Below are 14911 nucleotides of genomic sequence, written 5' to 3' on the forward strand. Positions count from 1 at the left end.
AAGAAGCTCCGAATGAGTACCGCTTCATATCCGTCGATAATTCCTATAAATACCGAAGTTGTCCTATGCTTTTCATTGTCTAATTCCAGTTTATTCCGCATTTGTTTTTCTCTGTATCCATATCGCTTTATTGCCTATAGGTTTAATATCGTCTTTGCTAAAGATTAAAAGATTTTAAGTAAAACGATCCGCTGCTTTTGTTAGCTTTATATGGATTATTGTCCATTTTATGAAGGGCATTCAGATTAACTTAAAGGATAACTAAAACAAAAAAATATGAACATTGAAGATCTGAGAGAATATTGTTTGTCTATTGGGCCAGTTATGGAGGAGACGCCATTTGGTCCGGATACACTGGTATTTAAGGTTGGCGGCAAGATTTTTTTATTGGTGGGACTGGATCAGATTGATGAGCTTCGGTTTAATGTGAAGTGTAATCCGGAGTGGGCAATTGAACTGCGTGAAAGGCATGAACACGCAGTGCTTCCGGGGTATCATATGAATAAAAAGCATTGGAATACCATTATTGCTAATCGGGAACTTGATGATAGAAAGCTTGAAGAGTTAATTTTGCATAGCTATCAACTTATTGTCGAAAGCCTGCCTGTGAAGATTAGACAAGAAATAAGTGGGCGCTAAGTGTGGTTTACGTGTAAAGAATTAGTTGCTTGGTGCATAAAAGGTATTAAAAGGGCTGTTTTTGGAGAGAGGAATGGTAGCTTTGCTAACTCGATGTATCGCTCAATAACATCGATCATTAAAGTTACACTAAATATTATTTTTATGAAACGAACACGAAATTACTCGTGGTTAATCTGTTTTATGCTTCTTTTCAGTTTGGGAAGTTGTATAAAGGAAGAAGCGCTAAATATGGAAGCGGATATTGTCGGTGTTCATGCCGATGAAGATGTCTTCTTGCTGAACCCGGTCATTTCAAATACGTAAGTTACACTTTACCTTCAGCCCAATATTCATGATCTTACCAAGTTGAATATGACTTTTGACCTGACTCCTGGTGCCTCGATTGAGCTTTTGAAGGATTCTTTGAAAATGCCGGTCGGAACTCAGGATATGAATAAAGTAATTGTTGATGAATTGCTAAAAAACGGCGTATATTATAAAGTTACGTCCGAAGATCATCAGTTTACAAAAAACTACCTGATTAAAATTGTGAAAACAGATGGTGGATTTGTTCCAACAGAATATGGCTTTGAAGATACGGCGATCGATAAAGATGATAAATACACCATATTTTACAATAAAATTGATGGCCAGGATTTCTATAATTGGGCTTCCGGAAATCCAAGTTTCTCCTTGACATTGAGCTTGGGAGGAGGTACAAAGGAGCCCGAGTCATATCCTACTAAAACGAGTTCGGATGCACATTCAGGATCGAAAGCGGCTTTATTGGAAACGAAGTTGACCGGTGCTTTTGGAGCGATGTTCAAGAAACCTATTGCTGCGGGAAATCTTTTTATAGGAGCGTTTGATACGGGACCTGTATTGACAGATCCACTTTCGGTAACGCAGTTTGGTCTTCCTTTCAATCAGATACCGCTGGCCTTGGAAGGTTACTATAAGTATAGTCCTGGCGCAACGGTGACGGACGAAAACATGAAGCCGGTCAATACCAAAGATTCCTGTGATATCTATGCGGTTTTTTATAATCGCAAGCAGCTGATGGATTCGGAGCCTGATCCGAAGAAGAAAGTTTCCTATTTGACCGGACATAATATTTTGAAAGATCCAAGTATAGTGGCTATAGCCAGGCTGGAAAATGGTGGCGCAACAGCGACCAATGGTTTTGTCAAGTTTACATTGCCATTTAAGTACACGGCGAAAGTGACTGATGCTGACGTTGCCAATTTGGATTATAGCATTGCTATTGTGATGTCTTCGAGTAAATATGGTGATAATTTTATTGGTGCTGTCGGTAGTAAGTTAACGGTGGATGATCTCAAAATTGTAACGAAGAAATAATGAAAATGATAAAATATACAATCGCAGTGGCTGCGATGGTTTTGATAGGGTCTGTTGCAAATGCGCAGGAAATACATCGGGTGAAAGTAAATTAGGTTTTGATGTGATGGTTGGCAGTAAGATCGGCGGAGCCGCACCGCTTTCATTGCCACGTGAGATCCGAAAAATTAAAAACTATAATCCGAATGTTCCCTTTTTTGTCGGAACAAGGGCAAACTATCGTATTGATCCCAAATGGGGAGTATCTTTGGGTCTCGTCTTCGAAGGAAAGGGAATAGATACGAAAGCGACTGTTAAAGGATACAAGACGACATTCAATGCTGTGAATGATGCAAAAGAGGAGTTGAGAGGTTATTATACGGGTGATATTACAACCAAAGTGCATAATCTGTATCTGTCTGTGCCGATTCAAGCGACTAATCAGCTTTCAAATCGCTGGAATGTGCAGGCAGGTCCTTATATTTCTTTTGCGGTAAAAAAGGAATTCTATGGCGAGGCTTACAATGGCTATCTTAGACATGAAGAACCTACTGGAAATAAGATTGTTGTGGATAATGCCGATTATGATTTCTCGGAAAGTGTTAGGAGTATTGATGTTGGTATGAGTTTGGGAGCCCATTATGCTATCGACAAAAGATTCTTTGCGTTGGCACAGTTGGATTATGGCTTCAATAATATTATGAAAACCGGATTTGAAAGTATTAGCTTCGGGTTACATAATATCTTTATGAATGTTGGTATAGGTTATAAATTGAAATAGCTTTAATATCCATAAAAAAGAAATGGCCGATCCTAGGATCGGCCATTTCTTTTTTTATACTGTTATGCTCATTTAAATGATGCGGAGTTTTACATTTTTAATCCGATTTCTCTTAAGCGTTCATCCAGGTACTGACCGGCGGTATAATCTTCGTAGGCCTTCGGGTGTTCCGCATCGATGCAGGAATCCAATGAAGCCAAACTCATGGCGGATTTTGGATGTAAAAAGAAAGGAATAGAAAAACGGGAAGTACCCATCTTCTCACGTGGTGGGTTTACTACGCGATGCGTAGTAGATTTCAACTTATTGTTTGTTAACCGTTGCAACATATCACCTACATTGATGACGATATCTTCACCCTTGGCTTTGATAGGAAACCATTCCCCGTCTTTTGTCATCACTTCAAGACCATCCGCACTAGCTCCAATCAATAAGGTGATGAGGTTAATATCTTCGTGGGCGCCTGCGCGTACTGCGTCAGGGGCTAAGGCGTCAGGATCGTTTATTGGGAAGTAATGGATAGCACGTAGAATAGAATTACCGTTGATGACATATTGTTCAAAGTAATTTTCTTCCAGATCGAGGTAGGTCGCGATCGCTTTCAATAAGTCGCGGCCTGTATCTTCTAGTTTTTTATAAACCTCAGCGGTTACGCCATTAAAGCGAGGAATTTCAGCTACTTCAGGATTGTCCGGAAAATCAGCTTTGGAATATTCTTCACCAACAATCGTTTGACCGCGTTGCCAGAATTCTTTTAAGTCAGGTGTTTTCGCGTCTTTGGCTTTTTCTCTTCCTTTTGCGGTATAGCCACGTTGACCTGCAAGTTCTGGAAATTCATATTTTTCCTTGATCTCCGTCGGCAAAGCAAAAAATTCAGGAACCACCTGATATAATTCCTCAATCAGCTCTTTTGATAAGCCATGATTTGCAATCGTTACAAAGCCTGTTTCATTGAAAGCTTTGCCAATATCTTGGATAAATTGATTTCGTTGTTCTTGGGTTCCTTGTGTATAATGTAGCAAGTCCAAGCGAGGTATGTTTACTAAAGCCATACAGTGTTGATGTTTGTTCAGGACAAAGTTAACGGAATTAATTTTGATTATTAAACAGGGGCTGTTAATAAAAGTTTTGTGTTTCTGTTTATTTTGCTGTATCTCAGTGTTTAAAAGTTTTCCACATTTCACAATTGACGACAAGTATCGTTAGGTATGTATGCCGAATTATGCTGACGAACATATGACAAAATTTATAATTTCGAACTTGTTATTCTAATTGCTAACTGGTATATTTGTTATGCAAGCATAATAAATAGCTTGTGAGTACGCTTATGAACCAAAATCAGACAATCGATTATTTTTTAAAAACAGGCTGGCAGACAATAGCCAATAAATATAATCAAATTGCTTCGCAGTACGGTTTTACCCAGGCTGCGGGATATATTTTGATTAACATCCATAAAGAGGGTACACCTGTTTCTCAGATTGCAAATTTGACAGGAGTTAAAACAACTAGTTTGTCTCGGGTGTTGAATAATTTGGAGTCATTGGGATTTATATACCGTGAGACGAGTGAGACCGACAAGAGATCTGTAAAAGTATACTTGACTGAATTGGGTCGGGAGAAAAGAAGAATTGCCAAGGATGTGGTGCGTAATTTCAATCAATACTTAGCGGATAATTTTTCAGAAAATGAACGTGATCAATTGATTGCTTCTTTAGCTAAACTCAATGAGCTTGCAACCAGTTACAAGGAAGAAGTAATCGTTTAGAAGTTAAACCAAATGTACAGAAGTGCATAATAAATATGTTATGATGAACAGAAATATTAGAAAAGTGGCGGTTCTCGGTTCGGGTGTTATGGGCTCGCGAATTGCTTGTCATTTTGCTAACATTGGTGTTGAAGTTTTACTGTTGGATATTGTTCCGCGTGAACTGCTTCCGGCAGAACAAGCTAAAGGCCTAACGTTGGAGAGTAAGATCGTTCGGGACCGAATTGTCAACAGCTCCTTAGAAACGGCTTTAAAAACAAACCCTTCGCCAATTTATAGCAAGTCATTTGTAAGACGTATCAAAACAGGGAATTTTGACGATAATCTAAAAGACATTGCTTCTGTGGATTGGATTATCGAGGTTGTCGTTGAGCGGCTCGATGTTAAAAAATCTGTTTTTGAGCGTGTTGAGCAATTTCGAAAACCTGGGACATTGATTACTTCCAATACTTCTGGTATCCCTATTCATTTAATGACAGAAGGGCGAAGTGAAGATTTTAAAGATCATTTCTGCGGCACACACTTCTTCAATCCGCCACGCTATCTCCCTTTATTGGAAGTCATTCCAACACCGCATACCAAGCCGGAGGTCATTGATTTTATACTTCACTTCGGTGACAAGATGCTGGGTAAATCGGTTGTATTATGTAAAGACACTCCGGCGTTTATTGGTAATCGTATCGGTGTTTATTCGATGTTGGCGGTTACTCATTTAGTGGAACCTCTTGGATTGACCGTTGAGGAGGTCGACAAATATACCGGTCCTGCAATGGGGCATCCCAAATCGGCGACTTTTCGTACAGCCGATGTGGTAGGACTTGATACTTTGGTGAATGTTGCCAATGGACTGGCGCAGAATGCCCCAGAGGATGAAGCCAAAGGCGTTTTCCAGCTTCCTGCATTCATCAGCAAGATGGTCGAGAATAAATGGTTGGGTGAGAAAACCAAGAAAGGGTTTTATGAAAAAGTAAAAGCTGCCGATGGTAATTCGGAGATTTTATCTTTAAATCTAAAAACACTGGAATTTGGTTCACAGCAAAAAGTGAAATCCACTACTTTGGAAGCTACCAAGCCTGTGGAGGATATCCGCAAGCGGATGAAAGTATATGAACAAGGAACCGATAAAGCGGCGGAACTCTTCCGTGCCATGCATTATCCATTGTTTGAATATGTATCCCGCCGTGTTCCCGAAATTACAGATGACTTCTTCCGGATCGATGATGCCATGCGTGCTGGATTTGGTTGGGAGTTAGGACCATTTGAAGTATGGGATGCGCTAGGTGTTCGCGAGACCTTAGCTAAAATTAAGGCCGAAGAAAAACGACTTCCGGGTCAGGACGGGGAGGTTGCTTCCTGGGTACACGAGATGTTGGAAGCCGGATGTGAATCATTCTATAAAATAGAAAATGGTGTACGTCACTATTATGATATTGCGACCAAATCGTATAAAGCTATTCCCGGTACCGAAGATCTGATCGTATTGGATCACATCCGGGAAAGTAAGACAATCTGGAAAAATACGGGTGTTTCTATTATTGATCTGGGCGATGGTATCATTAATTGTGAATTTCATACCAAGATGAATACCATTGGTGGGGATGTTATCCAGGGATTGAATAAAGCCATTGACCTTGCTGAAAAAGAGTATCGCGGTTTAGTGGTGTCCAATGATGGAAAAAACTTTTCTGCTGGAGCGAATATCGGAATGATTTTCATGATGGCCGTAGAACAGGATTTTGATGAATTGAATATGGCCGTTCGTGCATTTCAAAATACATCCATGCGCTTACGCTATTCGTCAATACCTGTAGTCGTTGCGCCATTTCAAATGACGCTTGGTGGGGGCTGTGAATTCTCCATGCATGCCGATTTTGTTCAGGCTCACGCCGAAACCTATATGGGCTTGGTTGAACTGGGGGTTGGTGTTATTCCTGGTGGTGGCGGAACTAAAGAATTTACGATACGTGCCTCGGAGGAATTTAAAGATGATCAAATTGTCCAAAATACGTTAAAAGATAAATTCCTGACTATTGGTCAGGCAAAAGTTTCGACTTCTGCCTATGAAGCCTATGAGCTCGGCTATTTGCAGAAAGATAAATTTGCAATCACCATGAATCGTGCCCGTCTTCTGGCGGATGCCAAGGCAAAGGCATTGGAATTGGCAGATGAGGGGTATGTTCAGCCTGCTCCACGCAATGATATCAAAGTTTTGGGAAATCAAGGATTAGGAATCGTTTATGTGGGCGCTTCATCAATGCGTGAAGGCAATTACATCTCTGATTATGATCGTAAGATCTCAGAGAAACTAGGCTGGGTAATGTGTGGTGGAAATTTATCGTCACCGACGGAAGTGTCTGAACAGTATTTACTGGATCTTGAACGTAAAACATTCCTTGAGCTTTGTGCTGAACGCAAAACGCTTGAAAGAATTCAATTTATGTTGACCAACGGTAAGCCTTTACGGAACTAGAACTCACTACTCACGAAAAAATTAAAAATAATGGAAGCATATATAGTAGCAGGATTTCGTACAGCAGTAGGCAAAGCGCCCCGGGGAGTATTTCGCTTTATGCGGGCCGATGATTTAGCCACGGATGTTATTAAACATCTTGTATCCACTGTGCCGAATTTAAATAAAGAAGATATAGATGATGTCATTGTTGGGAATGCCATGCCGGAAGCGGAGCAGGGACTCAATATGGCCCGTTTCATTTCACTGATGGGATTGGACACGGATAAGGTCCCGGGAGTAACCGTTAATCGGTACTGCGCTTCAGGTTTGGAGACTATTGCAACAGCCGTAGCAAAGATTAAGACTGGGATGGCAGATGTTATCATTGCCGGTGGTGTTGAGGTGATGTCCGGAATGCCTTTTGGAGGTTGGAAGATTGTGCCTAATCCTGTTGTAGCAAAAGAGCACCCGGATTGGTATTGGGGTATGGGATTGACTGCCGAAGCTGTAGCCAAAGATTACAACGTTTCACGCGAAGATCAGGATGCTTTTGCACTTAAATCAAATCAAAAGGCAGTTGCAGCTATTCAAAATGGTCATTTGAAAGATGGCATTGTGCCTATCACGGTAAAGGAAAATTACTTGAAAGACGGCAAGATTGCAACACGTGAATATGTTGTTGATACGGATGAAGGTCCTCGAGCCGATACTTCCTTGGAGGCTTTAGGGAAATTAAAACCAGTTTTTGCAGCGAATGGTTCCGTGACAGCGGGGAATTCCTCACAAACTTCTGATGGGGCTGCATTTGTCTTGGTGATGTCTGAAGCAAAAGTGAAAGAGCTTGGTGTAAAACCTATAGCAAAGCTCGTTAGTTTTGCTGTAGCAGGTGTTCCACCTCGCATTATGGGTATCGGACCTATCTATGCCATACCCAAGGCTTTGGCAAAAGCCGGTCTTAAAAAGGAAGATATTGACCTCTTTGAGCTGAATGAAGCTTTTGCGTCTCAATCGTTAGCCGTTATTCGCGAACTCGGATTAGATGAAGAGAAAGTGAATGTCAATGGTGGTGCTATAGCATTAGGGCATCCACTTGGTTGTACAGGCGCGAAATTGACAGTCCAGGTCCTAAATGAGTTAAAGCGCAGAGGCAAAAAATACGGCATGGTGACGATGTGTGTTGGAACTGGCCAAGGAGCAGCTGGTATTTTTGAGTTATTGGACTAAATAGGTCTTTAAAAACAGCGATATAATTAAAATATGGATCTCTGATCTCATAGCGAATAGAAGTATTTAACAACATTGTGGACAGCATTCGTCGCATAGTAAGATTTTGCTGCCCATACAAATCTAAAAAGACAATGAGCGAAAATAAAGCAATTAAAGGCGGAGAGTTCGTGATTAGGGAGACGCCCTATACAGCCGTTTTTATTCCGGAAGAATTTGATGAAGAAGCCAAAATGATTCGTCAAACTTGCTTGGATTTCTTAGATACGGAGGTATTGAACAAACTTGATCGTATAGATGCACAAGAGGAGGGGCTTATGCCTAGTTTGATGGATAAGGCCGGTGAACTCGGGATGCTGGGAGTTTCTATTCCCGAAGAATATGGTGGTTTCGGCAAAAATTTTAACACGTCTATGCTTGTTGCAGATGCGGTAGGTGGTGGGTTTTCTTTTGCTGTCGCATTGTCTGCTCATACGGGAATCGGAACACTGCCTATTTTGTATTATGGTAATGATGCCCAAAAGGCGAAATATATTCCAAAGCTTGCTACCGGTGAATGGAAAGCTTCATATTGTTTGACAGAGCCCAATGCCGGATCGGATGCAAATTCGGGTCGTACCTCGGCAAAATTAAATGCTGAAGGAACACATTATTTGATCAATGGTCAAAAAATGTGGATTACAAATGGTGGTTTTGCAGATATCTTTATCGTATTTGCAAAAATCGATGATGATAAAAATCTGACGGCATTTATTGTCGAAAAGGATTTTGGTGGTATCACGATGAATCCAGAAGAACATAAATTAGGCATCAAAGGGTCGTCAACACGTCAAATCTTTTTTAATGACTGTGCTGTGCCCGTAGAAAATATGCTTTCTGATCGTGAAAACGGATTTAAGATTGCTGTAAATATCCTGAATATTGGACGTATAAAACTGGGCGCTGCCACAATTGGTTCGGCACGTATGGTGATTAATCATGCGGTGCAGTATGCCAATGAACGTGTGCAGTTTAATCTGCCGATTTCTAAATTTGGTGCCATTCGTTATAAGCTCGCTGAAATGGCAACACGTTTGTTTGCTGTGGAATCTGCGTCATATCGCGCGGGTCAAAATATCGATGATGCCTATGATGCACTGATTGCTGGTGGTATGGATGAAGCGAAAGCAAAATTGAAGTCTGTAGAGCAGTTCGCAATTGAGTGTGCTATCATCAAGGTATGGTGTTCGGAGATGTTGGATTATGTGGTTGACGAAGGGGTACAGATTTATGGTGGAATGGGTTACTCAGCAGATGCGCCGATGGAACGCGCTTATCGGGATTCACGGATCAACAGGATCTTTGAAGGTACGAATGAAGTGAATCGATTGCTTGTCGTTGACATGATGTTAAAACGGGCCATGAAAGGTGAATTGGATCTGATGGGACCTGCCCAAGCTGTAGCTGGAGAGCTTCTAGCTATTCCAGATTTTGGTCAAGAGGACGATGCACCTTTCGCTGCAGAAAAGAAAATTGTGGCAAACCTTAAAAAAGCTGGGTTATTGATTGCGGGAGCAGCAGTGCAAAAATTGATGATGTCTCTTTCCAAAGAAGAGGAAATCCTCATGAATATTGCGGATATTATCGGGTATGTTTATATCACCGAGTCAGTCTTGTTGCGTGCGGAAAAATTGCTGCATACAGGATCTGATAAAGCAGACTATGCAAAAGATATGGCTAAGATCTATCTGTATGGTGCTATTGATAAAATCAGCGCTGCCGGTAAAGAAGCATTATATTCTTTTGGTGAAGGTGATGAACTGAATATGATGTTGGTTGGTTTGCGCAGATTCACAAAAGCACAGCCATTTAATGTGAAAGATGCACGTCAGCGAATCGCAAAGAAATTGATAGATGAGAATAAATATTGTTTTTGATTGATAATAGATTATTGGTTTTGGTTAATGGCCGGAGAGAAATCTTCGGCCATTTTTGTGTTACAATCCTAGAAAGTCACTGTAATTATGCTAAATTTAACCTTTTAAACCCTAACCATTATATGACATCTTCAAGATCATTTACATTTACAGAAGACTGGGTAGTCGTCATTTTGGGGATCGCTACCATATTTCTCGCACTCTCAGGAATTGTTGCGCCAGTACCTAGTTTTTCGTGGAGTAATTCCGCCGAACTCGTCGCAACGGTTTTCGACCCGACAAATTTAATGAAGCTTTTTGAGCAGTTTATTTTTGTATTCGTTACCGCGATATTGGGCGCCTTTCTTTTGGGGAAATCTGTAAGACAATTATTCGTTGTATTTCCTGTTGTATTTATCCTTACCGTATTTGCATTGGTGCTGGCAGGGAATGCAACAGTTAAAGAATACAATCTCGAAGCTGTAATTTTTAGTTTGATTATCGGTTTAGTCATCAGCAATTGCTTTAAACTGCCTAATTGGTTTAAAGAGGCGCTCAGTACCGAGCTGTATGTCAAGATAGGCCTAATTCTGCTCGGGACTACCGTGATCTTCGGGGATATCCTGAAAGCGGGATCCTTGGGGCTTATTCAAGCACTGGCTGTCGTATTGTCTGTTTGGTACTTTGCGTTCTGGATCTGTAAAAAATTAAAGATTGACAAGGAGATGTCGCTGATGCTGTCGAGTGCAGTATCTATTTGCGGTGTTTCCGCAGCGATAGCAACTTCGGGAGCAATTAAAGGTGATAGCAAAAAGCTTTCCTATGTCATTTCACTGGTCCTTATTACAGCGATTCCAATGATGATTTTCATGCCTTATATGGCGGAGTGGATGGGCTTGTCGCAAGAAGTTACCGGTGCTTGGCTCGGCGGGAGTATTGATACAACTGGTGCTGTCGTGGCTTCAGGTTCCCTGGTAGGAGAAGAAGCGTTGAAAATCAGTACCATTGTGAAATTTTCCCAAAACGTATTGTTGGGGCTGGCTGCTTTTGCCATCAGTATTTATTGGACTTATGCGAAATCGGTTGATGATGAAACCAAGCGGGATAAGCCTACGCTGAAAATTATATGGGAACGTTTCCCGAAGTTTGTGTTGGGATTTGTATTTGCATCGTTGCTCTTTTCATTCGTGATATCTCCTGAGAAGATTGATGCCGTCAAAGGAAGTTTGAAAAACTTACAGGGCCTCTGGTTTACCTTGGCATTTACATCCATTGGTTTGGAAACGAACTTTAAGGATCTTTTTGCTCAAGACAATAAGAAACCGCTATATGCTTTTCTGATTGCCCAGACTTTTAATGTTATTATTACCTTATTGATTGCTCTGGTGCTATTTCGCTAAGACGGTAAGTGTTTCAAGGTGAAATAGATCGTTAAAATATGACTGTAAAGATGGCCGTCTAACTAGGACGGCCTTTTTTATGCTTTTTCATCAAGGGTTTATGCGTGAATTTTTTTCTGATTCGTAGCACAGATCTTCGTTTTTTATACAATCGCTTGCTTCTTGATTTTCGCTGGGTAGTTGGTGATTAGGATGGTTGCCTTCGCGATTTTTTTTATGCTGAAAGAAATTTGAGCCGCTTTTTATTTGCTTTAAGTGTCTTAAAATTAAGGTTTAATGGCTTTTTGAAAAAAAATATCATTAAATCTATCAAATTAGTAGTCTTTTAAAAAATATTTATATATTTGTATCGTTATCTGATTTACAGGTAAATAGGAAGGCGAGCAAAAAGGACTGACTTGATTATGAATCGAACTAGCCATGAAATTGATTTTATAACAAAGAAATGTGATGAAAGTTGTTTGAAATTGCCGCCTGATAAGTGCATATACTGATTCGTTTATGCAGCAGGAAATAAAAGAAAATAACAAGATAAAAAGAATGAAACAAAATTACTCTCCAAAAACAAGTTTATTGGTTGCTTCGGTAGAAGGATCTGTTGTTACCCTAAAAAGTGACAAGAAACGAATGTGTTGTTAAAATTTCTCTCTTACACTCTCTTATATTAGAAAAGGGAAGCCGAGGCTTCCCTTTTACAAAGTTTTAACAATGAAGCAAGTATCGATTGGCGTTGGCACTTGTTTTAGATTCACCATTAAACTGAATAAATTTATGAAAAAAAATGCTATTTTTCGAATTAGCGTCATTTTTAGCTTGCTTTTAACAGGTTCTTACCATACTTACGCGCAAGTAGAAAACCCTAAACCTATTATAAATGCCTCGTTAACAGGTACCGTAATTGACGCCGTAACAAAAGAGCCCCTGCAAGGCGTAACGGTTCAGTTGGAAGCCGTTACACACCAGGTGAAAACCGACAGTAAAGGTGTTTTCCAGTTTGTAACTGGACAAAAATTGCCATTTTCATTGGTCGTATCCATTGTTGGTTATCAAACCCGTCATATCGTGGTGGACCATTCTCCGGCAGTGATTGAACTTACCCCACGATTGGAAGCATTGGATCAAGTAGTGGTCACCGCACGCCGTCGTAAGGAGCAGTTACAGGATGTTCCGATTCCCGTATCGATTATTCGTGGCGCTGCATTGGAGGATGCAGGGGCATTTAATGTCAATCGACTAAAAGAGCTTGTACCTACAGTTCAGTTATATGCATCGAATGCACGTAATACGACGCTTAATATCCGGGGGCTGGGCTCTACTTATGGGCTCACCAATGATGGGATCGATCCGGGTGTAGGATTTTATCTTGATGGTGTATATATCGCCCGCCCTGCCGCGACTTGGCTGGACTTTATTGATATCGACCAGATAGAGGTGCTGCGTGGACCTCAAGGTACACTCTTTGGAAAGAATACAACAGCAGGTGCATTTAATATAACCTCACGTTTACCACAATTCACACCAGAGGCCAATGTGGAAGTCAGCTACGGAAACCAAGGTTTTATTCAGGCGAAGACATCAATCTCAGGGCCATTGGCCAAAAACCTGGCTGCGAGAGCCTCTTTTTCTGGCACACAACGGGATGGAAATTTGTTTAATGTACATACCAATAGGAAGATCAATGATATTAACAACCTGGGCTTTAGAGGGCAATTGCTGTTTACCCCAACCGAGAATATCAAACTGGTGCTTTCGGGTGATGTGTCATCACAAAAACCCGATGGTTACGGCTGGGCGGTTGCGGGAGTTGTAAAAACACAGCGTGCGGACTACAGACAATTTGATGCAATTATTAAAGATCTGGGCTACGAGTTGCCTTATAAAAGTGCCTTCGAGCGTAAGATAGATTTGGATACTCAATCTAAAGCTGATAATAAATTGGGTGGGGTCGCATTGAATGCCGATATCAAGATTGGAGAAGGGACACTGACCTCAACTTCTGCGTGGCGGACATGGACATGGGTTCCGCTCAATGACCGTGATTACTTAGGACTTCCGGTATACACCGTTTCAGCAGGTAATTCCGTCCATAACCAGTGGTCACAGGAGTTCAGATACTCTGGTAAAATCAGTGAAAAGGTCAGCGGGGTTGTTGGTTTATTTGGTCTTTGGCAGGATCTGGGCACAGACCCTGTACATACCGAAGAAACAGGATCTGCCTTTTGGCGTTTTCAAAAAAGCTCTACCAGTGCTTTGTGGCAGACACCGGGATTATTTGATAATTTTGGAATCAAGACCGTTTACGGGATTAAAAGCACAAGCTTGGCAGCCTATACACAGATTGATTGGGCTGTAACGCCAAAATTACATATCCTCCCAGGGCTGCGCTACAACTACGATAAAAAGGTGGCTAACTACGATAGACAGACCTATGGTGGTTTGCAGACCTCAGATCCCGCCCTGCTTGCCTTAAAGAACGGTGTATATACCAATCAGACTTTTGATGTCAATGCGGATGCAGACAATTTCTCTGGTCAACTCTCCGCAAGATATCGCTTCAATCCGAAGATAAATGCTTACGCAACGTATTCAATCAGTTATAAACCTGTCGGTATCAACGTCGGCGGATTGCCGACAGCCAATGGAGCGGTGTTGCTGGATCTCGCCGAAGTAAAACCTGAGGCTGTCCGTCATAAGGAAATTGGTGTGAAGACAAATCCAACACGCAATTCACTCCTCAATCTGACCGTCTACCAAACGGATATCAAAGACTATCAAACGCAAGTGCAGACACCCGAGCCTGGGGTAAACCGTGGTTATCTGGCCAATGCCGAAAAGGTACGTGTAAAGGGTATTGAATTGGATGGAAATATCAACATCGGACATTTTCTCCGATTGAATGGAGCATTGGCCTATACTGATGCCAAATATGTTAAATTTACCAACGCACCTGTTCCCTTAGAAGAGGTTGGCGGAGCGCAAGCTTTTAAAGATATCTCTGGTGGCGTCCTTCCTGGTGTTTCCAAATGGTCCTGGTCCTTGGGCGGCGAAGCGAATAAAAGTGGGAAGCTGATCGGAATTAATGGATCTTACTTTTTGGGCGCAGACCTATTTCACCGGTCTAAATTCTCATCCAGTTCCTCACCATCACAGTACCTAAACATTGATGCCTATTCGGTATTGAACGCTCGGCTAGGATTCAGGGGATCGAATGGTATTTCGGTGTTTGTTTGGAGTAGAAATCTAACCAATAAAGATTATTACGAACAATTGCTGGCAGCACCTGGAAGCTATGGACAGTATGCAGGAGTAGTTGCCGATCCGCGGACTTACGGTGTTACACTGCGATACAATTGGAAACAAGGAAATTAAATCCGTAATTCATATTATATTTTTATCGACCGTCTCCATTTCGTTATGGGGACGGTTTTTGTT

General features: G+C 41.3%; 11 protein-coding genes. 10 read left to right on the plus strand and 1 reads right to left on the minus strand.

Annotation, left to right across the window (positions count from 1 at the left end; all coding sequences use genetic code 11):
• Positions 1-276 precede the first annotated feature (276 nt).
• From B3E92_RS15605 to B3E92_RS15620, 4 genes are all read left to right on the plus strand, one after another.
• Positions 277-639, plus strand: coding sequence for an MmcQ/YjbR family DNA-binding protein (locus tag B3E92_RS15605; RefSeq protein WP_286775177.1), 363 nt, complete (start codon positions 277-279; stop codon positions 637-639).
• Positions 640-783: 144 nt separating this feature from the next.
• The gene (locus tag B3E92_RS15610; protein ID WP_286775176.1) at positions 784-945 is read left to right on the plus strand and encodes a hypothetical protein; all 162 of its coding nucleotides are present in this window, start codon (positions 784-786) and stop codon (positions 943-945) included.
• Positions 946-993: 48 nt separating this feature from the next.
• Complete coding sequence (locus B3E92_RS15615; RefSeq protein ID WP_286897515.1) at positions 994-1980, plus strand: PCMD domain-containing protein; 987 nt, start codon at positions 994-996, stop codon at positions 1978-1980.
• A gap of 106 nt (positions 1981-2086) precedes the next feature.
• Positions 2087-2740 (plus strand): porin family protein, encoded by a 654-nt coding sequence (locus B3E92_RS15620; RefSeq protein WP_376781260.1) that lies wholly within the window; start codon positions 2087-2089, stop codon positions 2738-2740.
• A gap of 89 nt (positions 2741-2829) precedes the next feature.
• Here B3E92_RS15620 and B3E92_RS15625 read toward each other — a convergent pair whose 3' ends face one another.
• Positions 2830-3792 (minus strand): isopenicillin N synthase family dioxygenase, encoded by a 963-nt coding sequence (locus B3E92_RS15625; protein ID WP_070570303.1) that lies wholly within the window; start codon positions 3790-3792, stop codon positions 2830-2832.
• A 275-nt stretch (positions 3793-4067) separates the two neighbouring features.
• On the opposite strand from B3E92_RS15625, the gene B3E92_RS15630 reads away from it, so the two are divergent.
• The 6 genes from B3E92_RS15630 to B3E92_RS15655 all read left to right on the plus strand — a co-directional run bounded on the left by B3E92_RS15630 (position 4068) and on the right by B3E92_RS15655 (position 14848).
• Positions 4068-4508: a MarR family winged helix-turn-helix transcriptional regulator gene (locus tag B3E92_RS15630; RefSeq protein WP_075995002.1), complete on the plus strand. Its 441-nt coding sequence runs from the start codon at positions 4068-4070 to the stop codon at positions 4506-4508.
• A gap of 40 nt (positions 4509-4548) precedes the next feature.
• Positions 4549-6978: a 3-hydroxyacyl-CoA dehydrogenase/enoyl-CoA hydratase family protein gene (locus B3E92_RS15635; protein ID WP_286897516.1), complete on the plus strand. Its 2430-nt coding sequence runs from the start codon at positions 4549-4551 to the stop codon at positions 6976-6978.
• Positions 6979-7008: 30 nt separating this feature from the next.
• Positions 7009-8184, plus strand: coding sequence for an acetyl-CoA C-acyltransferase (locus B3E92_RS15640; RefSeq protein WP_070570298.1), 1176 nt, complete (start codon positions 7009-7011; stop codon positions 8182-8184).
• Between the two features lie 134 nt (positions 8185-8318).
• A complete protein-coding gene (locus B3E92_RS15645; RefSeq protein WP_286897518.1) occupies positions 8319-10100 on the plus strand; it encodes an acyl-CoA dehydrogenase family protein in 1782 nt (593 codons plus the stop codon).
• 122 nt (positions 10101-10222) lie between these two features.
• Positions 10223-11479, plus strand: coding sequence for a YeiH family protein (locus B3E92_RS15650; protein WP_115046465.1), 1257 nt, complete (start codon positions 10223-10225; stop codon positions 11477-11479).
• A 771-nt stretch (positions 11480-12250) separates the two neighbouring features.
• Entirely contained in the window at positions 12251-14848 is a 2598-nt protein-coding gene (locus tag B3E92_RS15655; protein ID WP_286775170.1) for a TonB-dependent receptor, read from the plus strand.
• Positions 14849-14911 lie beyond the last annotated feature (63 nt).

Origin of the sequence: Sphingobacterium sp. UBA6317 (assembly GCF_002440385.1) — a bacterium.
GTDB classification, from domain to species: Bacteria; Bacteroidota; Bacteroidia; order Sphingobacteriales; family Sphingobacteriaceae; genus Sphingobacterium; species Sphingobacterium multivorum.